The sequence below is a fragment of the Curvibacter microcysteis genome (assembly GCF_028649455.1).
Taxonomy (GTDB): Bacteria; Pseudomonadota; Gammaproteobacteria; order Burkholderiales; family Burkholderiaceae_C; genus Curvibacter; species Curvibacter microcysteis.
Genome location: NZ_JAQSIO010000006.1, coordinates 38,006 through 58,171, shown reverse-complemented (window position 1 = coordinate 58,171; position 20,166 = coordinate 38,006). Strand labels below are relative to the sequence as shown.

The window sequence follows — 20,166 nt, the reverse complement described above, 5'->3', positions numbered from 1 at the left end:
CCTCAGCGACGTGTTCGCCCCGAGGGCCTGAACCATCCTGGCACCGGACTGAACCAGCCTTGCCATGAGCACCCTGCCTGCCCCCGACCGTGAGCCCCGCACCCGGCAACAACTGCGCAGCCAGTTGTTCGACCTGGCGCCTGTGGGACTGTGCCTGATGGCCGCTGGGCAACCCCAGCTGATCAACCGGCGCCTGGCCCGCATGCTGGGCGGTGATGGCCACGAAACCCAGTTGAGCCCCGCCGAGTTGCTGCGCCGCTGGCCCGCCCTGTGGCCTCAGTTCCGCCACATGGGGGACGAGCACCGGGTGGTGAGCATCGATCGGCCCGGTCTGGCGCCCTTCAATGGCCGCGCCTTTTCACGCCCGCTGAGCGCCTTGGGCGAAGACCAGGAGATCGTCACCCTGGTCAACGAAGCCCAGCTCAACTGGATGAGCTTCTCCAGCGACTGGCAAGCCCGCATGCTGGCCCTGACCGAGTCCATGAGCCACACCGGCTCGGCCGAACTGGACCTGGACCGGGGCCAGGCCGTGGTCTCGCGCGGCATGGCGACGCTGGTGGGCCGCCCGGAACTGGACGGGGCGCAAAAAGCCTGGCGCCTGCTGCGCTGGGTGCCCCAAGAGGAACGCGGCTATGTGGCCTCGATCTGGGCCGCGGCCATCGACGACGAGCCCTTTGAATTTCAGCACCGGCTGCAAACCGCAGACGGCCAGCGCCTGGAAATCCTGCACCGGGGCATGGTCGAGGTCACGCCGGACGGGCGCCGGCGCGGCTACATGACACTGCAAAACATCACCTTGCAGCGCGAGACCGAGCAACGCATTCAAGAACTGGCCAACCACGACGAGGTGACCGGCCTGCCCAACCGCAAGCAGCTGCTGGACCGCATCGACGCGGCCGTGCACGCGGCCAGCTGGGACCCACGGGCTTTTGCCCTGCTGTCGATCCAGATCGATCCCATCGACCAACTGTCCCAAGCCATGGGTTACGGCGCGGGCGACGCCCTGGCCATGGCGGTGGCGGCGCGCCTCAGCGCCCTGGTGGGCCCCGACAGCCTGGTGGCCCGCGTGGGCAGCGGTGAGTTCGCCCTGCTGCTGGGGGAGGCCGAAAGCGCCACACCCGAAGCTTTGCAACGCACCGCCCGCCAAGTGGTCGGAGCGCTGGCCCGCCCCGAGCGCCTGGGCTGCGCCGAGATCGTGCCCCTGGCCCAGATCGGGGTGGCCAGCTTCCCCAGCGACGCCCAAAGCGCCAGCCAGTTGCTGGAAGCCGCCCAAACAGCGCGCCTGGGTGTGCAAGGCACCAGCGACCAGGTGGCGTTTTTCACCCCCGAGATCACCGCCAAGGCCATGCGCCGCCTGGCCATTGAGTCGGGCCTGCGCCACGCCGTGGAACGCGAGGAACTGCGACTGCAGTTTCAGCTGCAAATCGATTTGAGCAGTGGCAGCGCCGTGGGGGCCGAGGTGCTGCTGGCCTGGCACAGCGAGGCGCTGGGCGAGGTCCCGCCCGAGGAGTTCTTGCCTGTGGCGCGCCAGACCGGCCTGATTGTGGCGCTGGGCGACTGGCAGCGCGACAGCGTCTGCGAGCTGTTGCAGCGCTGGCTGCGCCAGGGTGTGCGTCCGCTGCGCCTGGCGCTCAACCACTCGGTGCTGCAACTGCAGCAACCGGACTTGGTGCCCAAAATCCAACGCAGCCTGCTCGAGCACGGCGTGCCCTCGACCTTGCTGGGCCTGGAAATCGCTGAGCAGGTGCTGATGAACGGCAGCCCCGATGTGGCACGCAAACTGGCCGAACTGCGCGCCCTGGGCCTGGAGATCGCCCTGGACGACTTTGGCACGGGCTATTCCAACCTCAACCAATTGCGCCACCTGCCGGTGGATGTGCTCAAGGTGCACCGCTCTTGCGTGCCCGATGTGACGGCGGCTTCGGGCGCGGTGTCGCTGACGCGCGCCATCATCAACCTGGCGCACAGCCTGCAAATGAAGGTGCTGGCCGAAGGGGTGGAAACCGAAGGCCAGTTGACCCTGCTGATGGCCAATGGCTGCGACCGCCTGCAAGGCACCGCCTTCAGCCCGGTGGTGGACCAGGCCACCCTGGAAGCCCAACTGAGCACCGAACTGCCACGCCTGCCGGAGCGCTTCCTGCGTCGCCAGCGCGAGCGCACGCTGCTGCTGGTGGACGACGAGCCCAACATCGTGGCCGCCCTCAAGCGCTTGTTCCGGCGCGATGGCTACCGCATCGTCACCGCCGCGAGCGGCCTCGAAGGCCTGCAGCGCATGGCCGAGTACGAGGTGGATGTCGTGCTGTCGGACCAGCGCATGCCGGGCATGACCGGGGTCGAATTTCTGCGCCGCGCCAAGGAGCTGTACCCCGACACCGTGCGCATGGTGCTGTCGGGCTACACCGAGCTGCAGTCCATCACCGACGCGGTCAACGAAGGGGCCATCTACCGCTTTCTGACCAAGCCCTGGGACGACGAGCGCCTGCGCGTGCATGTGCAGGAAGGCTTCCACCAAAAAGGCCTGGCGGACGAGAACCGCCGCCTGGCCCTGGAGGTGCGCGGGGCCAATGAAGAACTGGCTGTGCTCAATGGCCGCCTGGAGCGCGTGCTGAGCACCCAGCAAGCGCAATTGGGTCTGGAAGCGTCGCGTGCCACGGCCGCCCGCGACATGCTGGATTTGCTGCCGGTTCCCGCCATGGGCATCGACCCAGCGGGCCTGGTGGTGATGGCCAACCTGGCGGCTCAGCAGTGCTGGGGCGCTGAGCGTCTGCTGCTGGGGCAGTGCGCCGCGAGCGTGCTGCCTGCCGAGCTGGCCCCCCTGTGGGCACAACCGGGTGAGCAGAGCCTCGATTTCGACTGGTCAGGCCGCCGCTGGCGTGCCCGCACCCGGCCTTTTGGCGCATCTGCCCCCCAAGGGCATTTGCTGGTACTCAACGAGTTGGCTTGAAGATCCATGAATGCGGTCATTCCCCCCCCTGTTGACGATGCGGCGGTGCTGCCGGAGGCCCCTGGGCCCGCTGATGCGCCAGCCGCCCCAGAGGACCGTCTGGCCTACCTGTTTCGCCATTGCCCCTCGCACCCCCTGCGCCAGATCCTGGCCGACCACCGCGGAGTCCAAGCATGAAGCTGCCCACCGCCTTGCCACTGGACCGGGCGCATTGCATCCAGCAGGTGCGCGCCTTGCCCTCGCTGCCTGCCGTGGTGGTTCAGCTCATGTCCTTGCTGCAACAGCAGGACGTGAACCTGGACCCCATCGCGGAAACCCTGTCGCTGGACCAGGCCCTGGCCGCCAAGGTCTTGCAACTGGCCAATTCACCTTTCTATGGGATGTCGGGACGCATCACCTCGATCCGGGACGGCATCAACATCCTGGGTTTGCGCCCCGTGGGCACCCTGGTGCTGGCGGCGGTGCTGACCATGCAGTTCGACCAGATGCATGGCAAGGCCCTGCATTTGGACGAGTTCTGGCGCCATTCCATCGCCAGTGCGGTGACGGCGCGCGCCCTGGCCGAGTGCCAAGGCCTGGATGAGGCCTCCGCCTTCACGGCCGGCCTGCTGCACGATGTGGGTCTGTTGGTCCTGGACAGCCTCTACCCCGTCGAGATGGCGCAGGCCCTCGCCTGGGCCACCGAGCACGATGCCCCACACCTTCAGGCCGAGCAGACCTTGCTGGGGGTGTCGCATGCCGAAGTGGGCGCCTGGCTGGCCCAGCATTGGCATTTCGCCCCCGAGGTGGTGGAGGCCATTGCCAGGCACCACAACCCGCCTGACTCGGCACAGCCGAGCCTCACGGACCTGGTCCACGCGGCCAATGCGCTGGCGCATGCCCTGGACCTGGCCGGCGTGGCCCAGGAGGTCGTGCCCGCGCTGCAGCCGCAGGCCTGGGAGCGGCTGGCCCCCATGCGGGCGCAACTGCCCCGCCTGCTGCCGCGCATCGAGCAAGAATTCGAACAACTGCGGGCGATCCTGCGCCCCACTGAGGAGACTCCGGCATGAACACAGCATCCCTCGACAAGGGCCTGCCCGAAGACCTGCTGGACCAGATGTCCATGGCCCAGGTCCGGGCCATGGTGAGCGAACTGCTCAAGGCCAACGAAGAACTCAAGGAGCTCAACGGCAAGTTGTCCGATGCCCGCACCAAGCTGATCCAGTCCGAGAAGCTGGCGTCCATCGGGCAGCTGGCCGCCGGCGTGGCGCATGAGATCAACAACCCGATCGGCTTCATCTTCTCGAACTTCGGCACGCTCGAGAAATACCTGCAGGACCTGTTCCAGATGCTGTCCGCCTACGAGCAGGCCGAGAGCGAACTGGGCAACAGCCCGGTGGCGGGTCGCCTGCGCGCGCTGTACAAAGAGCTGGAGATTGAATACCTCAAGGACGACATTCCCAGCCTGATGAGCGAGTCACGGGACGGCATCCAACGGGTGCGCAAGATCGTGCAGGACCTGAAGGATTTCTCCCGCGTGGATGCACGCCAAGAATGGGAATGGGCCAGCCTGCACAACGGCATCGACTCCACGCTCAACATCGTCAACAACGAAATCAAATACAAGGCCGATGTGGTCAAGCTCTACGGCGAATTGCCGGAGGTCCAATGCCTGTCCTCCGAGTTGAACCAGGTGTTCATGAACCTGCTGGTCAATGCCGCCCATGCGATTGGGACGGAGCGCGGCACCATCACCATCCGGACCGGCGTCTCCGGCCCGGACGTGTGGGTGGAGGTGGCGGACACTGGCTGTGGCATCGCCCCTGAAAACCTCGGGCGCATCTTCGATCCGTTTTTCACCACCAAAGCGGTGGGGCAAGGCACGGGCTTGGGTTTGTCCCTGTCTTATGGCATCGTGCAAAAACACGGTGGCCAGATGACGGTGGCCAGCCAACCCGGGGAGGGCACCACCTTCCGGGTCAAGGTGCCCATCAGCCAGCCCGTCCAGACCTGACAGGAGCGTGACATGAGCAAGGTCGATGACATCGGCGCCGAAGAATCCCTGATGGATGCGCAATCGGGCCTGGCCACTGTGGAAGTGCCCTCGCTGGCCACCCTGGGGGCGGCCGAGGTCCAGCCCTGGACGGTTTTGTGTGTGGATGACGAACCGAGCATTCTGTCGGCACTGCGCCGGGTGCTCCGGGCGGAAGGGTGCCGCCTGCTGGTCGCCCAAGGCGGTGCCGAGGCCTTGGCCGTGCTGGCCACGGAGTCCGTGGATGTGGTGGTCAGCGACATGCGCATGCCTGGCATGGATGGCGCCCAACTGTTGGCCCAGGTGCGCGAGAAGTGGCCTGGCACGGCCCGCATCCTGTTGACCGGCTATGCCGACATCGATGCCACCATCGCCGCCATCAACAACGGCCAGATCTACCGCTACATCCACAAGCCCTGGGATGAACATGAGTTGCGTCTGACGGTGCGTCAGGCGGCCGAGCGTCAACAGCTCGAGCGCGAACGCCAGCGCCTGCAAGACCTGACCCAGGAGCAGAACCAGGCGCTGCAAGAGCTCAACGTGTCGCTGGAGGCCCGCGTCGCCGAGAGGACGGCAGAGCTCAGCGTGGCCAATGACCGCCTCAAGCGCAACTACCTGACCATCATCCGCACCTTCTCAGGCCTGCTCGAGCTGCGCGGCGGTGTGCTGGCGGGCCATGGCAAGCGCGTGGGCGACCTGGCACGGCGCATGGGCGTGGCCTTGGAGCTGCCGACCGAGCAGATCCAGGACCTGTTCGTGGCCGGCTTGCTGCATGACCTGGGCTTCACCGCCATCCCGGAAAACGTGCTGACCATCCCCCAGATGCTGCTGGCCCCGGCAGAGATGAATGCCTACCGCCGGCACCCGGTGCTGGCGGCCCAGGCGCTCATGGCACTGGAAGACATGCAGGGGGTGATCCCCATTGTCCGGGGCCATCACGAGCGTTTTGACGGCAAAGGCTTCCCCGACCGCCTGATGGGCGCCGACATCCCGCTGGGCGCGCGCATTCTGGCCGTGGCAGACCACTACGACGACCTGGTGCATGGACACATCACCGGCAAGCCGCTGAAGCCGGACCAGGCCAAAAGCCTGCTGCAACGGGGCGCTGGGGAGCAATTCGACCCCGAGATGCTGGCCTTGCTGCTGCGTCTGACCGACGAGCAACCCACCCAATACCCGCTCAAGGAAGTGGCCGCCCGTGAACTCAAGCCCGGCATGGTCATCGGGCGTGACCTCAAAACCGCCGAAAACGTGGTGCTGCTGGCCATCGGCCAGGTCCTGAGCACCGGCTTGATCCAGCGCATCCAGCGCTTTGAAGAACGCGAAGGCACCCCCGTGACCTTGTGGGTGCGCGGCAGCTCGGCCCCAGCCAAGGCGCCGGCCAAGGCCACCAGCGCGGCCCGTTGACGCGGCCCGTGACCGGCGGGCCTGCGCGGCTCAACCGCGCAGCAGCTTGTCCTCGGCCAGGGCCAGCGGCTCGGGCCGGCCCGACAGCACCAGGGTGTCGCCCCCGCTGAGCACGGTGTCGTCGGCCACCGTGACCGGGTGGCCATTGCTGCGCCGCAAGCTGACCACCCGCACGCCCATGGCATGCAAGGCCAGCGAGCCCAGCGGACGCCCCACCGTGCGCGCGGCCTCAGCCAGGCTGACGGTGTGCAGGCGCTCGTGGTCTCGCTCGTGGCCGCCGTCGTCGTCAGCGCCGTGGAAGTAACCGCGCAGCATGTTGTAGCGCGCATCCCGCTGGTCCTGCACCACCCGGATCACGCGCCGCATGGGCACGCCCACCAAGGCCAGCGCGTGGCTGGCCAGCATCAGCGAGCCCTCGATCGCCTCGGGCACCACCTCGGTAGCGCCCGCCGCCTGCAGCTTCTCCAGGTCATGGTCGTCCTGGGTGCGCACGATCACTGGCACATGGGCCGCATGGGAGCGCGCATTGGCCAGCACCTTCATGGCACCGGGCACGTCGAGGTAGGTCACCACCACCGCACTGGCGCGCGCCAGACCGGCGGCCATCAGGGCCTGCAGCCGAGCGGCATCGCCAAACACCACCGAGTCACCTGCGGCCGCGGCCTTGCGCACACGGTCTGGGTCCAGGTCCAGCGCCATGTAGGGAATGCCTTCGCGCTCCAGGATGCGGGCCAGGTTCTGGCCGCAACGCCCGTAACCGCAAATGATGACGTGCTTGCTGGTGTTGATGGACTTGCGCGCAATGGTGGTCATCTGCAGCGACTGCTGCAGCCACTCGCTGGACACCAGCTTCATCACGATGCGGTTGCTGTACATGATGAGGAAGGGCGTGGCCAGCATGGACAGCACCATGGCCGCCAGGATGGGGTTGATCAGCTCGGGCGCCAGCAGGTTGCGGTTCTGTGCCAGCGACAACAGCACAAAGCCGAACTCCCCCGCCTGCGCCAGGTACAGGCCCGTGCGCAGCGACACCCCGGTGGTGGCGCCCAGGCTGCGCGCCATCAGCGTCACCAGGCCCAGCTTGAAGAACACCGGCAACAACAACAGCGCCAGCACCAGGCCCCAACGCTCCAGCACGATGTGCCAGTCCAGCATCATGCCGATGGTGATGAAGAACAGGCCCAGCAGCACGTCGTGGAAGGGTCGGATGTCGGTCTCCACCTGGTGCTTGTACTCGGTCTCGGAGACCAGCATGCCGGCGATGAAAGCGCCCAGGGCCAGGCTCAGGCCGGCTATTTCGGTCAGCCAGGCCAGGCCCAGGGTGATCAGCAACAGGTTGAGCATGAACAGCTCGTCGCTCTTGCGCCGTGCCACCAGGGTCAACCACCAGCGCATCACCTTCTGGCCGCCAAACAGCAGCAAGGTGACCAGCACCGCGGCCTTGAACAAGGCCAGGCCCAATTCGGCCAGCAACTGGTTGGGCGGGCTGCCCAGGGCCGGGATCAGCACCAACAAGGGCACCACGGCCAAATCCTGGAACAACAGCACGCCCATGACACGCTTGCCGTGCTCGCTTTCCAGCTCCAGGCGCTCGGACATCAGTTTGACCACGATGGCCGTGCTGCTCATGGCCATGGCGCCGGACAAGGCCAGCGCGGTCTGCCAGCTCATCTTCCACAAGGTGGGGGCCATGACGCTCAAAAACACCGAACCCAGCGTGGCCAGGCCAATGGTCAGCATCACCTGCAGCAGGCCCAGCCCAAACACATGGCGGCGCATGGCGCGCAGCTTGGGCAGGCTGAACTCCAGGCCGATGGCAAACATCAGGAACACCACGCCAAACTCGCCCAGGTGGCGCACGCCTTCGGAATTTTGAGCCAGGGCCAGGGCGTGCGGGCCAATCAACACCCCCGCGATCAGGTAGCCCAGCATCGGGGGCAGCTTGAGGGTGCGACAGCCGACCACGCCCAGCACTGCCGCCAACAGGTAGAGCAGGGTGAGTTCGAGTGAGGTCATAGCCATTGATACTAGCCCAGTGGTCAAGGCTTACGCAGCTTTCAGGCCAGCTTTTGCGGGGGGCGCCGATAGAATCGCCGCATGACTTTCGACCCCACCCAGGTGCTGCGCCGGGCTCAGCAGACTTACGACATCGAGGCCGCGGCCGTGCTAGGCCTCAAGGCCCGCACCGGCGACAGCTTTGTGGAAGCGGTGCGCCGCGTGCTCGCCAGCCAGGGCCGCGTGGTCGTGACCGGCATGGGCAAGAGCGGCCATGTGGGCCGCAAGATCGCCGCCACCCTGGCCTCCACCGGCACACCGGCCCTGTTCGTGCACCCGGCCGAGGCCAGCCATGGCGACCTGGGCATGATCACCGCCGCCGATGTGGTGCTGGCCATTTCCAACAGCGGCGAATCGGCTGAACTCGACGCCATCTTGCCCGTGGTCAAACGCCTGGGCGCCTTGCTGATCGGCATGACCGGGGGCGCCCAGTCCTCGCTGGCGCGCCACGCCGACATCGTGCTCGACAGCGGCGTCGAAAAAGAAGCCTGCCCGCTCAACCTGGCCCCCACCGCCAGCACCACCGCCCAAATGGCGCTGGGCGACGCCCTGGCCGTGGCCCTGCTGGAAGCGCGCGGTTTTGGCACCGAAGACTTCGCCCGCTCCCACCCGGGCGGCGCGCTGGGCCGCAAGCTGCTGACCCATGTCAGTGACGTGATGCGCAGCGGCGCTGCCGTGCCCCAGGTGGCGCCCGACACCCCCTTCATCGAGTTGATGCGCGAGATGAGCGCCAAGGGCCTGGGCGCCTCCGCCGTGGTCGACGAAGCCGGCCGGGTGCTGGGCATCTTCACCGACGGCGACCTGCGCCGCCTGATCGAAAACGGGGTTGACCTGCTCAGCATTCGCGCCCGCGATGTGATGCACCCCCAGCCGCGCCGCACCCGCGCCGATGCCCTGGCCGTGGACGCCGCCGACCTGATGGAACAGCACCGCATCACCTGCGTGCTGGTCTGCGACAGCGACGATCGACTGGTGGGCGTGGTGCACATCGGCGACCTGATGCGCGCCAAAGTGATTTGAAAGCCCCCATGAGCCAGCCCAACGCCTCCCCTGCGCTGCCCCCGCTGCGGCCCGCCCTGCAGTTCGACCCCGAGCTGCTGCTGGCGGCCCAAAACGTGAAAGTGGCCTTTTTTGACGTCGACGGCGTGCTCACCGACGGCGGCCTGTACTTCTCCGAACACGGCGAAAGCCTCAAGCGCTTCCACACCCTGGACGGCCACGGGCTGAAGCTGCTGGCCCGCGTGGGCATCACGCCGGTGGTGATCACCGGGCGGGACTCCAAGCCGTTGCGCCACCGCCTGCAGGCCCTGGGGATCGAGCATGTGCATTACGGCACCGAAGACAAGCGCCCAGCCGCAGAACACACCTTGCAGGCCCTGGGCCTGGACTGGTCGCAAGCGGCGGCGATTGGCGACGACTGGCCGGACCTGCCCGTGCTGCGCCGCTGCGCACTGCCCGTGGCCCCGCCCAACGCCCACCCCGAGGTGCTGGCCTGTGCGCGCCATGTGACGCAAAAACGCGGCGGGGAGGGCGCCGGCCGCGAACTGGCCGACCTCCTGCTGGTCGCCAGCGGCCACTATGCCCGGCTGTTGCAGGACCACGCCGCATGAGCCCCACGGCCGCCCCCCCCCCCCCTGCGCCGAATCGCCCGCGGCCACCCGCGCTGCGCGTGGCCCGGCTGTGCGCGGACCACCTGTCCATTTACCTCCCGGTGATCCTGATGGCCGTGCTGGCCCTGGGCACCTACTGGCTGGTGCGCACCACGCCGGTCTTTGCGCCGGCGGGTCCAGCCCAAGCGGTGCGCCACGACCCGGACTACTTCATGCGCGACTTCGCCGTGAAGACCTTTGCCCCGGATGGCCGCCTGAAGAGCGAGGTGCGCGGCACCGAGGGCCGCCATTACCCCGACACCGACACGCTGGAGATCGACCAGGTCCACATGCGCTCCTACAGCGCCGAGGGCCATGTCACCGTGGCCACGGCCAAACGCGCTCTGAGCAACAGCGACAGCTCCGAAGTCCAACTGTTTGGCAATGCTGTGGTGGTGCGCGAGCCCATCACCCAGGCCAACGGGCGAGAAATCCCGCGCATGGAGTTCCGCAGCGAGTTCCTGCACGCCTTCACCGACACCGAGCGCGTCAAAAGCCACCTGCCGGTCGAACTGATCCGGGGCAACGACCGCTTCACGGGCGACGCCATGGACTTTGACAACCTGGAGCGCGTGATCGAACTGCGCGGCCGCGTGCACGGCACCCTGGTGCCCACGCCCGCCGCAGGTGCCGCGCCCAAACCCGCCCGCTGACCCGGCATGTCCGTCAACAAGCCCCTGGTCTTCATCACCGGTGCCTCCAGTGGCCTGGGTCAGGCCCTGGCCTGGCGCTACCACCAAGCGGGCTGGCGCCTGGCCCTGGTGGCGCGGCGCCGCGAAGCCATCGAAGCCTGGGCTCAAGACAAAGGCCTGCCCGCCAGCGACTGGGTGGCTTACCGGGCCGACGTGGCGCAGCGCGAGCAGATCATTGCCGCCGCCCAACAATGCCTGTTGCAACAAGGCCTGCCCGACGTGGTGATTGCCAATGCCGGCATCAGCGTGGGGGTGGACAGCGCGGAGCGCGACGACCTCGAGGTGCTGGCCCACATCTTTGCCACCAACAACCTCGGGATGGCGGCCACCTTCCATCCCTTTATTCACCCCATGGTCGCCCAGCGCCGAGGCACCCTGGTCGGTATCGCCAGCGTGGCGGGCATCCGCGGCTTGCCAGGCCATGGCGGCTACTGCGCCAGCAAAGCCGGGGTGATCAGCTACTGCGAAAGCCTGCGCGGCGAAATGCGCCCCCACGGCGTGCGCGTGGTGACCTTGAGCCCTGGCTATGTGGACACGCCGTTGACCCAGCAAAACCGCTACGGCATGCCTTTTCTGATGAGCCCCGAGGCCTTTGCCGAGCAAGCCTTTCGAGCCATCGCTGCCGGGGTCAGCTACCGCGTGATCCCCTGGCCCATGGGCGTGGTGGCCAAGCTGATGCGCGCCCTGCCCAATGCCTGGTTCGACCGCTTGCTCAGCGGCCGGCCCCGCAAGCACCGGCACGGCGAAGGCCGCTGAACCAGCCCGCCAGGCCCCCTCGGCGGCACCGCCCCCGCGAGTCGGTGTCGCCCGCGGGCTCTGCTCGGCCACGCCAGAGGCCACATCCAATCAAAAGGCGCCCATGAAAAAAGGCCCCGAGGGGCCTTTGTTATTGCCTTGGCAGCGCGCTGCCAAGGACTTAAGGGCTGTGAAGCCGAGGGCTTGATCAGTAGCCGTTGCCGCCGCCGTAGCCGCCGCCACCACCACCGTAGCCGCCGCCACCACCGCCGCCGCCGTAACCACCACGGCCACCGCCGTTACCGCCACGGGGACCCGCGCCGTAGGGGCTGCGGAAACCGCCTTCGCCACCACCGCCGCCACCGCTGCGGCCACCGCCGAAGCCGCCGCCACCACTGCGGCCACCGCCGCCGTAGCCGCCGCCACCACCACCACCGCCGAAGCCGCCACCGCTGCGCGGGGGACGGGGCTCCATCGGACGGGCTTCATTGACCACCACGCTGCGGCCACCCAGGGATTGACCGTTCATGCCATTGATGGCGGCCTGGGCTTCTGCATCGCTGCCCATTTCAACGAAACCAAAGCCCTTGGAACGACCCGTGTCGCGCTCCATCATGACCTTGGCACTGGCCACGGCACCGAACTGACCAAAAGCCTGTTCGAGATCGTTGTCGCGCACCGAATAAGGCAGGTTGCCGACGTACAGTTTGTTGCCCATCAAGGGACTCCTCAAAAACACATGAACAAAGCGATGGAGTCCCGAAAACGCACACTTCGGACGCGAACCTGACCGATCACCGCAAGCTTGCATGGCTTGAAAACCATGCTTTGATATTAAAACCGTGGAATATTCAAAAAAGCAAGCTTTTTTTCATCTGTTTCTTCGCCACCACTCAAAACCAACAAGGGCAAGGGGTTTGGCCTGCCAGCCAAGGCAAAAATACCCTTTTTCGGTGCACCGCAGCGGCCCATTTCACCGCCCGCGCCCCAGTTCAGGGCTGGCGATCGGTTGGCTCGGTGTCCCCGCCTTGGTCGGCCTGATGCCGCCACTGGGTGAAGGCATTGCGCATGGTCAGCACCTGTTTGGCGAACAGCGGACACGCCTCGCACATGGCCAGGTGCAGGCGCAGGGCCAGGCGCTCCTCCAAAGTCAGAGAGCGGTCTTCGCGGGCCAGCAACAGGGCGGCTGTTTGTTGGCAGGTTCGTTTCAGGATCATGGCTGAGTCGCTCGGGGCAGGGCAAACCAGTGGATTTCAAGGCATTCACGCAAGCGCAAACGCGCCCGGTGCAGTTGCACGTAGAGATTGGTCGCACTGAGGTTCAATTCCTTGCAAATTTCTTCGCAAGACAACTCCAGCCATTCACGCATCAGGAAAACCCGTCCCATGGTGGGTGGCAGGCGCTCCGTGCAGGTCTCCAGCACCTCGATGAATTGGCGCGACTGCAAATGCTGCTCCGGGCTGCCCCAGTCAGCAGGGCGCTGTGCGAAATGCCCATCGGCTTGGAAGGTCAGGGCCTCCAGGGCCTCGCCCTCCGGATCCGAGGCGTCCCAGGACACCTCTCGGGTGCGCTGGCGCAACTGGTCAATCACCTTGTGCTTGAGGATGCCCACCAGCCAGGTCTTGAGCTGGGACTGCTGTTGAAACGCCTGGGGCCGGTTCAATGCGGCCAACAGGGTTTCAGAGACCGCATCCTCGGCCCAAGCCTCGTTGCGCAGCTGCAAGCGCGCAAAACGCAGCAGGTAAGGGCGGTGCTCAGCGAGCTGGTGTTCAAAACTCATGGGGGGCAGTGTATTGAAAGTGCGCCGATGTGGCGGTCTGACTAAGGTGGGGCAGCGCTGTGACACCGTCAAGGCTAAAAAATTTCCGAGACCGCTGTAAGAATGCGTGCGGTGGTCTGACTAAAGCTCAACCCGACCTGCTTGGCCCTCAAGCGACGGGTTGTGAAATCCACTTCAACCTTCAGGAGATCCCCCATGAACCAACGCGCCCTCTTCGCCGCTGCTGCCGCCACCGTGCTGTCCTCCGCCCTGCTCAACATGGCTCCCGCGGCCGCCCAGGACATGGGCAAAGACATGAGCAAGGAGAAGTGCTACGGCATCGCCAAGGCCGGCCAAAACGACTGCGCCAACCTCAGCGGCAGCCACTCCTGCGCAGGCCAGGCCAAGACCGACATGAGCAAGGACGAATGGAAGTACGTGGCCAAGGGCACTTGCAAGCAAATGTCCGGGCTGAGCAGCGACGAAGCCAAGATGAGCATGACCAAGAAGATGTGATTCCCGGCCACCCCTGCCCCGCCTGCCCACCATGAGCGCCAACCCCACCGCCCAGGGCCCAGCGATGACCGAATGGGTCGGCATCGGCTGGCGCCAGCCGCACTACCGAGAAGTGCTGGAGACGCCGCCGCCCCTGGGGTTTCTGGAGGTGCACTCCGAGAACTTTTTTGGCGGGGGCGGCGCGGCGCTCGGGGTGTTGATGCAAGCCCGAGCGCACTACCCCATCAGCCTGCACGGTGTGGGGCTGTCGCTGGGCTCGGCCTGCGGGCTGGACCCCTGGCACCTGGACCAGCTCGCGCAGCTGGTCCGGCAAGTCGACCCTGTGCGGGTGAGCGAGCACGCCAGCTTCGCCCGCGCGGCCTGGCCCGGCCAAAGCACACTGACCCACGGCGCCGACCTGTTGCCCTTGCCCTGGACCCAGGCCGCACTGACGGTGATGGCCCAGCATGTGGACCAGGTTCAGGACCGCCTGCAACGCCCACTGGCGATTGAAAACCTCAGCGCCTACGTGCGCTGGCCCGAACAAGACATGGACGAGGTGGACTTCCTCGTCACCCTGTGTCGACGCACCGGTTGCCAACTGCTGGTCGACCTGAACAACCTGCATGTGAATGCGCAAAACGCCTGGCGCGCCCAACACGGCGCCCAGACGCCCGCTGCGCTCGAGGCCTTGCTGGCCCCCTCGCGCGACTGGCTGGCTGCCGTGCCAGCCGACTGCGTGGCCGAAATCCACTTGGCAGGCCACAGCGACAGCGGATCCCTGGTGATTGACGACCACAGCCGCGCCGTCGCGCCTGCCGTCTGGAGCCTGTACCGCGAGGCCCTGCAGCGCTGGGGGCCGCGTCCCACCTTGCTGGAATGGGACCACGACCTGCCCGAGCTGGCCACCTTGCTGGCCGAGGCCGACCAGGCCCGCCAGCACCTGGCCCGCCTGCCCGTGCCTGAAGAGGCTGCGCCATGAGCACCGACACCCAAGCCCTGGCCGAGCAGCAGGCCCAGCTGTTGGCCGCGATCTGGCAAGCCTCGGCGGCGGACGACCCAGGTCCCTGGAGTCCCACCGGCTTGCAGGCGTACCGAGGCAATGCCCAAGCCCTGGCCGAACGCGTGTTCAGCGCCGCCTACCCGGTGCTGCGCCAATGCCTGGGCGAGGACAGCTGGGCCGCACTGGCGCGCGATCACGGCCGGGACGTCCCGCCACGCTGCGGCGACCTGGCGCATTGGGGCGAGGGCTTGGCCGACTGGCTCGAGCCCCGGCTGCAGGCCCATGACCTGCCGCAGTGGATGCCCGAGCTGGCGCGCGCCGAATGGCAGCTGCACCGCCTGGCCGCCTGGCCCGATGGCACGGCCGACCCGGCCAGTCTGGCGCGCCTGCTGCATGAAGCCCCCGAGGCCCTGGCCTTGCGCCTGGCACCCGGCACCGCGCTGCGGACCAGCCGCTGGCCACTGGCCAGCCTCTTGCACGCGCACGGCGCGGGCACCGGCCAGGGTTCAGCCGAGCCCGCCGCCAAGCCCGATCCCCAGGCCCTGCAAGCGGTCGGTGAGTTGCTGCGCCAAGGGGTGGGCGAAACGGTGTTGTTCTGGCGGGCGGGCTGGCGACCGCGGGCCCAGGCCCTGTCCCCCAGCGAGGCCGCTTGGTTTGAGTCCTTGCTGAGCCAGCCCCACCTGGGCGCGGCGCTGGATGCCTTCGGCCAGACCGGCCTGGCGCTGGACCTGAGCGCCTGGCTGGAGCAAGCCCTTCACCAGCAATGGCTGATCGCGGTCCAGGACGCGCCCGCGTCCACGCCCCCACCCTGATACCCCTCCCCCTAAAAGGAAGCGCTATGCCCTGCCTATGGCAAATGATGTTGTCGACCCATGACCGGCTGGTGCGCGGTCTGGAAGCCCTGCGCCCCCTGGCCGCGCTGATCGCCAGGCTGTACGTGGCCCAGGTGTTTTGGCAGTCGGGGCTGACCAAGCTGCGCGATTGGGACACCACCCTGGCCCTGTTTGTCGACGAGTACCACGTCCCGCTGCTGCCCAGCCACTGGGCCGCCGTGCTGGGCACCGGGGGCGAACTGGTGCTGCCCGTGCTGCTGGTGCTGGGCCTGGGCGGCCGCATACCGGCCCTGGGCCTGAGCGTGGTCAACGCGGTGGCGGTGCTGTCGCTCAGTGAAATCGCCCCTGCGGCTTGGCAAGGGCACCTGCTGTGGGGCAGCCTGCTGGCCGCTCTGGCGATGTGGAGCGTCGGCCCCTGGAGCGCCGACGCCTGGCTGGCGCCGCGCCTGCGCGCCCGTCTGAGCGCCCGCCCTGTCGGCCGGGCCTGAACCGACGTTCAGGCCGCTGGCTGAAGCGCGCGGCTTACCAGCTGACCTCGCGGTCCGGGGTCGAGCGGATCTTGTGGATGCTCAGGTCAGCGCCTTCAAACTCTTCTTCCTGCGACAGGCGCAGGCCCACGGTGACCTTCAGCAGCCCATAGACCACCAGGCCGCCCAAAGCCGCCCACACCACGCCCAAGGCGGTGCCCATCAACTGCGCACTGAAGGCCACGCCGCCCAGGCCACCCAGGGCCTTGCTGCCGAACAGGCCTGCCGCCAAACCACCCCAGGTGCCGCACAGGCCGTGCAGAGGCCAGACCCCCAACACGTCATCGATCTTCCATTTGTTCTGCGTCAGCGTGAACATGAACACGAAGATGGCGCCGGCCACCGCGCCCACCACCAGCGCCCCCAGCGGGTGCATCAGGTCGGAGCCAGCGCAGACCGCGACCAGGCCGGCCAAGGGGCCGTTGTGCACAAAGCCCGGGTCGTTCTTGCCCAGCAGCAAGGCGGCCAAGGTGCCCCCCACCATGGCCATCAAGGAGTTCACGGCCACCAGACCGGAAATTTTGTCCAGGGTCTGCGCGCTCATCACATTGAAGCCAAACCAGCCCACCACCAGGATCCAGGCGCCCAAGGCCAGGAAAGGGATGTTCGAGGGCGGGTGGGCCGAGATGGCGCCGTCCTTGCGGTAGCGGTTGGCGCGCGAACCCAGCAACACCACCGCGGGCAGGGCAATCCAGCCGCCGACCGCGTGCACCACCACCGAGCCGGCAAAGTCATGGAACTCCTCGCCCGTCACGCTCTTGATCCAGGCCTGCACACCAAAGTGCTGATTCCAGGCGATGCCTTCAAAGAAGGGGTAAACAAAGCCCACGATGACAGCGGTTGCAATCAGTTGCGGCCAGAAGCGGGCCCGCTCGGCAATGCCGCCCGAGATGATGGCGGGGATGGCGGCGGCAAAGGTCAGCAAAAAGAAGAACTTCACCAGGTCATAGCCGTTGCGGGCCGCCAGCTCTTCGGCGCCCACGAAGAAGTGCGTGCCATACGCCACGCCATAGCCAACCAAAAAGTACACCACGGTCGAGACCGAGAAGTCGACCAGGATCTTGACCAAGGCATTGACCTGGTTTTTTTGCCGGACCGTGCCCAGCTCCAGAAATGCGAAGCCGGCGTGCATGGCCAAGACCATGACCGCGCCCAGCAAAATGAACAGCGCATCTGCGCCCTGTTTTAGTGCATCCATAGCCACCTCGTGGAGAGAATTGAATCATTCTGGTGCACCATGCCGGTGCCACACAGATTTGCACCACAACAAAGCAAAATATGCGCCAGAACAGGGTGCCCTGCCTTTTTATGGTGCCAAGGGGCGTCTTTGGTGCATGGGCGATCACTCTCTGAATCGACTAAACTCGCGGCCTGTTCAAGGGGGAGTAGCCTCCCTTCATTTCTGAGAGGGGTTTGCGTCAACAGACTTGCGCGTGCACTGCAACAGTGCCTGGGCATGGCGCAAACGGTTGTCCGGATCTGGCGAGACCTTTGACTGCGCAGCCTCCGTTTTTGGCCGGAGGGTGCTGTGCAGTCATGGGTTTTTTCCGGCCGGAGTGTTTTTTCTTGGAAGCCTTCCTCATCTCCACTGGCATCGTCGCGCTCGCCGAAATGGGCGACAAGACGCAGTTGCTGTCCCTCGTGCTCGCGGCACGCTTTCGCAAACCCTGGCCCATCGTGCTGGGCATCCTGGTGGCCACGGTGGTCAACCACGGCCTGGCCGGCGCAGTGGGCGCCTGGGTCACCACCTTCTTGGGCCCGCAGTGGCTGCGCTGGATCCTTGGCGGCTCCTTCCTGGCCATGGCCGTCTGGATGCTGATCCCCGACAAACTGGACGACGACGAGACCCCCTCCGCACCCCGCTTTGGCATCTTCGGCACCACCGTGGTGGCCTTCTTCCTCGCCGAGATGGGCGACAAGACCCAGATCGCCACCGTCATGCTGGCCGCCCAGTACCAAGCCTGGTTCGCTGTGGTGGCCGGCACCACCCTGGGGATGATGCTGGCCAATGCCCCGGTGGTCTGGCTGGGCGACCGGCTGACCCGGCGCGTGCCCATCCGCCTGGTGCACCTGGTGTCGGCCGGTATCTTTGCGGTGCTGGGCTTGGTGGCCTTGTTCGCGCCGGCCTGAAGGCTTTGGCTGAACCCGGCGCAGCAGCCGCTTGCTATACTTTGCGCACCTGGTCACAGGGCGCCGATTTGATTTCTGCTTGCGGGCGCCGGAACTTTCAAGTTCCGAAATTCAGCTAAAGACGACATCAACCCGGTTTCGTTTTTGGCGAACCGGGTTTTTTGTTGCCATGAGTTTTCTAGCCACACCACAGTTCCTGACCTTCGACGCGCCGCTGGCTTTGCAAAGTGGCGCCTCGATCCGCGACTACACGCTTGCCTACGAGACCTACGGCACGCTGAACGCCGACCGCAGCAACGCCGTGCTGATTTGCCACGCCCTCAACGCCTCGCACCATGTGGCTGGCGTCTATGAGGGCCAGCCCAAGTCCGAAGGCTGGTGGGACAACATGATTGGCCCAGGCAAGTCGGTCGACACCAACCGCTTCTTTGTCATCGGCATCAACAACCTGGGCTCCTGCTTTGGCAGCACCGGCCCCATGCACACCCACCCGGACACCGGCCGGGTCTATGGCGCTGACTTCCCGGTGATCACCGTGGAAGACTGGGTCAATGCCCAGGCCCGCTTGCTGGATGCTTTGGGCATCCAACAACTGGCCGCCGTGATGGGCGGCAGCCTGGGCGGCATGCAGGCCCTGAGCTGGACCTTGCAATACCCCGAGCGCATGCGCCACGCCGTGGTGGTGGCCAGCGCGCCCAACCTGAACGCCGAGAACATCGCCTTCAACGAGGTGGCGCGGCGCGCCATCGTGACCGACCCCGACTTCCATGGCGGGCACTTCTACGAGCACAACGTGGTGCCCAAGCGCGGCCTGCGCATCGCCCGCATGATTGGCCACATCACCTACCTCAGCGACGACGTGATGAACGAAAAGTTCGGCCGCGAGCTGCGCGAGGCCGTGGTCGACAGCGCGACCGGCTACCGCTACTCGACCCAGGACGTGGAGTTCCAGATCGAGAGCTACCTGCGCTACCAGGGCGACAAATTCAGCGAGTACTTTGACGCCAACACCTACTTGCTGATCACCCGCGCGCTCGACTACTTCGACCCCGCGCGCGCCTTCGGCGGCAGCCTCAGTGCGGCGCTGGCCCAGGCACGCTGCCGCTTCTTGCTGGTGAGCTTCAGCACCGACTGGCGCTTCTCGCCCCAGCGCAGCCGGGAAATCGTCAAGGGCCTGCTCGACAACCGCCGCGACGTCAGTTACGCCGAAATCGACGCCCCGCACGGCCACGACGCCTTCTTGCTGGACGACCCGCGCTACCTGAACGTGGTGCGCGCCTACTTTGAACGCGAGGTGGCCGCATGAGCGACGCCCAAAACCTGCGCAGTCTCGCCGCCCTGGTGCCCGAGGGCGCCCGCGTGCTGGACCTGGGCTGCGGCGACGGCGCCCTGCTCGACCTGCTGCAGCGCGAACGCGGCTGCAGCGGCTACGGCATCGAGATCGACGACGCCAACGTGCTGGCCTGCGTGAAGCGCGGCGTCAACGTGATCCAGCTCAACCTGGACGAAGGCCTGTCCATGTTCGACGACGCGTCTTTTGACGTGGTGCTGCAGATCGACACCTTGCAGCACCTGCGCAATGCCGAGGTCATGCTGCGCGAAACCGCCCGCGTGGGCAAGACCGGCATCGTGGCCTTCCCGAACTTTGGCCACTGGCCGAACCGGCTGAGCGTCCTCAAGGGCCGCATGCCCGTGACCAAGCGCCTGCCGTACCAGTGGTACGACACGCCCAACATCCGCGTCGGCACCTACGCCGACTTCATCGACCTGGCGCACAAGAACGCGCTGCGCATCGTCGACGCCTTCGGTCTGGAGCAGGGGCGCGAGGTGCGCTGGCTGCCCAATGCCCGAGCGGGCACGGCGGTGTTCAAGTTCGTGCAGCGCTGAAGCCGGCCCGACCCTGCCAACCCGGGTAAACCGCATCCT

20 protein-coding genes and 1 riboswitch are annotated in these 20,166 nt (G+C 66.6%); of the genes, 15 read left to right on the top strand and 5 right to left on the bottom strand.

Features of this window, described 5'->3' with window-relative positions; genetic code table 11:
- Window positions 1-64: 64 nt before the first annotated feature.
- The 4 genes from PSQ39_RS15680 (at window position 65) to PSQ39_RS15665 (ending at window position 6,362) form a co-directional block, all read left to right on the top strand.
- Entirely contained in the window at window positions 65-2,944 is a 2,880-nt protein-coding gene (locus PSQ39_RS15680) for an EAL domain-containing protein (protein ID WP_273927773.1), read from the top strand.
- Between the two features lie 173 nt (window positions 2,945-3,117).
- Window positions 3,118-3,993 carry an HDOD domain-containing protein gene (locus PSQ39_RS15675; protein ID WP_273927772.1) on the top strand — a complete coding sequence of 292 codons (876 nt, stop codon included), beginning with the start codon at window positions 3,118-3,120 and terminating at the stop codon, window positions 3,991-3,993.
- Window positions 3,990-4,937, top strand: coding sequence for an ATP-binding protein (locus PSQ39_RS15670; RefSeq protein WP_273927771.1), 948 nt, complete (start codon window positions 3,990-3,992; stop codon window positions 4,935-4,937). The genes PSQ39_RS15675 and PSQ39_RS15670 overlap by 4 nt, the downstream gene beginning before the upstream one ends.
- Before the next feature lie 12 nt (window positions 4,938-4,949).
- On the top strand, window positions 4,950-6,362 hold the full coding sequence (locus PSQ39_RS15665; protein ID WP_273927770.1) for an HD domain-containing phosphohydrolase: 1,413 nt from the start codon (window positions 4,950-4,952) through the stop codon (window positions 6,360-6,362).
- Between the two features lie 30 nt (window positions 6,363-6,392).
- Here the strand turns inward: PSQ39_RS15665 and PSQ39_RS15660 are convergent, their stop codons facing one another.
- Window positions 6,393-8,378, bottom strand: coding sequence for a monovalent cation:proton antiporter family protein (locus tag PSQ39_RS15660; protein ID WP_273927769.1), 1,986 nt, complete (start codon window positions 8,376-8,378; stop codon window positions 6,393-6,395).
- A gap of 81 nt (window positions 8,379-8,459) precedes the next feature.
- On the opposite strand from PSQ39_RS15660, the gene PSQ39_RS15655 reads away from it, so the two are divergent.
- The 4 genes from PSQ39_RS15655 to PSQ39_RS15640 are packed head-to-tail and all read left to right on the top strand — an operon-like array spanning window position 8,460 to window position 11,514.
- Complete coding sequence (locus PSQ39_RS15655; protein WP_273927768.1) at window positions 8,460-9,437, top strand: KpsF/GutQ family sugar-phosphate isomerase; 978 nt, start codon at window positions 8,460-8,462, stop codon at window positions 9,435-9,437.
- An 8-nt stretch (window positions 9,438-9,445) separates the two neighbouring features.
- Window positions 9,446-10,027 carry a KdsC family phosphatase gene (locus tag PSQ39_RS15650; protein ID WP_273927767.1) on the top strand — a complete coding sequence of 194 codons (582 nt, stop codon included), beginning with the start codon at window positions 9,446-9,448 and terminating at the stop codon, window positions 10,025-10,027.
- Window positions 10,024-10,719 carry an LPS export ABC transporter periplasmic protein LptC gene (gene lptC, locus PSQ39_RS15645; RefSeq protein ID WP_273927766.1) on the top strand — a complete coding sequence of 232 codons (696 nt, stop codon included), beginning with the start codon at window positions 10,024-10,026 and terminating at the stop codon, window positions 10,717-10,719. Before PSQ39_RS15650 ends, lptC begins: the two co-directional genes overlap by 4 nt.
- A 6-nt stretch (window positions 10,720-10,725) precedes the next feature.
- Window positions 10,726-11,514: an SDR family oxidoreductase gene (locus PSQ39_RS15640; protein WP_273927765.1), complete on the top strand. Its 789-nt coding sequence runs from the start codon at window positions 10,726-10,728 to the stop codon at window positions 11,512-11,514.
- Window positions 11,515-11,701: 187 nt separating this feature from the next.
- Here the strand turns inward: PSQ39_RS15640 and PSQ39_RS15635 are convergent, their stop codons facing one another.
- From PSQ39_RS15635 to PSQ39_RS15625, 3 genes are all read right to left on the bottom strand, one after another.
- Entirely contained in the window at window positions 11,702-12,211 is a 510-nt protein-coding gene (locus PSQ39_RS15635; protein ID WP_273927764.1) for an RNA recognition motif domain-containing protein, read from the bottom strand.
- 274 nt (window positions 12,212-12,485) lie between these two features.
- Complete coding sequence (locus PSQ39_RS15630; RefSeq protein WP_273927763.1) at window positions 12,486-12,710, bottom strand: zf-HC2 domain-containing protein; 225 nt, start codon at window positions 12,708-12,710, stop codon at window positions 12,486-12,488.
- Window positions 12,707-13,273, bottom strand: a complete 567-nt coding sequence (locus PSQ39_RS15625) for a sigma-70 family RNA polymerase sigma factor (RefSeq protein WP_273927762.1) — start codon at window positions 13,271-13,273, stop codon at window positions 12,707-12,709. Before PSQ39_RS15625 ends, PSQ39_RS15630 begins: the two co-directional genes overlap by 4 nt.
- Before the next feature lie 195 nt (window positions 13,274-13,468).
- On the opposite strand from PSQ39_RS15625, the gene PSQ39_RS15620 reads away from it, so the two are divergent.
- The 4 genes from PSQ39_RS15620 to PSQ39_RS15605 are packed head-to-tail and all read left to right on the top strand — an operon-like array spanning window position 13,469 to window position 16,071.
- Window positions 13,469-13,768 (top strand): BufA1 family periplasmic bufferin-type metallophore, encoded by a 300-nt coding sequence (locus PSQ39_RS15620; RefSeq protein WP_273927761.1) that lies wholly within the window; start codon window positions 13,469-13,471, stop codon window positions 13,766-13,768.
- Between the two features lie 31 nt (window positions 13,769-13,799).
- A complete protein-coding gene (locus PSQ39_RS15615) occupies window positions 13,800-14,729 on the top strand; it encodes a DUF692 domain-containing protein (protein ID WP_273927760.1) in 930 nt (309 codons plus the stop codon).
- The gene (locus PSQ39_RS15610) at window positions 14,726-15,562 is read left to right on the top strand and encodes a DNA-binding domain-containing protein (protein WP_273927759.1); all 837 of its coding nucleotides are present in this window, start codon (window positions 14,726-14,728) and stop codon (window positions 15,560-15,562) included. Before PSQ39_RS15615 ends, PSQ39_RS15610 begins: the two co-directional genes overlap by 4 nt.
- 26 nt (window positions 15,563-15,588) lie before the next feature.
- Window positions 15,589-16,071, top strand: coding sequence for a DoxX family protein (locus PSQ39_RS15605; protein WP_273927758.1), 483 nt, complete (start codon window positions 15,589-15,591; stop codon window positions 16,069-16,071).
- Between the two features lie 34 nt (window positions 16,072-16,105).
- Here PSQ39_RS15605 and PSQ39_RS15600 read toward each other — a convergent pair whose 3' ends face one another.
- On the bottom strand, window positions 16,106-17,308 hold the full coding sequence (locus PSQ39_RS15600; protein WP_273927757.1) for an ammonium transporter: 1,203 nt from the start codon (window positions 17,306-17,308) through the stop codon (window positions 16,106-16,108).
- Between the two features lie 164 nt (window positions 17,309-17,472).
- A riboswitch (yybP-ykoY riboswitch) is annotated at window positions 17,473-17,672 on the top strand.
- Window positions 17,673-17,676: 4 nt separating this feature from the next.
- Here PSQ39_RS15600 and PSQ39_RS15595 point away from each other — a divergent pair.
- From PSQ39_RS15595 to metW, 3 genes are all read left to right on the top strand, one after another.
- A complete protein-coding gene (locus PSQ39_RS15595; protein WP_273927756.1) occupies window positions 17,677-18,240 on the top strand; it encodes a TMEM165/GDT1 family protein in 564 nt (187 codons plus the stop codon).
- A gap of 169 nt (window positions 18,241-18,409) precedes the next feature.
- On the top strand, window positions 18,410-19,546 hold the full coding sequence (metX, locus tag PSQ39_RS15590) for a homoserine O-succinyltransferase MetX (protein ID WP_273927755.1): 1,137 nt from the start codon (window positions 18,410-18,412) through the stop codon (window positions 19,544-19,546).
- The gene (gene metW / locus PSQ39_RS15585) at window positions 19,543-20,127 is read left to right on the top strand and encodes a methionine biosynthesis protein MetW (RefSeq protein ID WP_273927754.1); all 585 of its coding nucleotides are present in this window, start codon (window positions 19,543-19,545) and stop codon (window positions 20,125-20,127) included. Before metX ends, metW begins: the two co-directional genes overlap by 4 nt.
- Window positions 20,128-20,166: the final 39 nt, after the last annotated feature.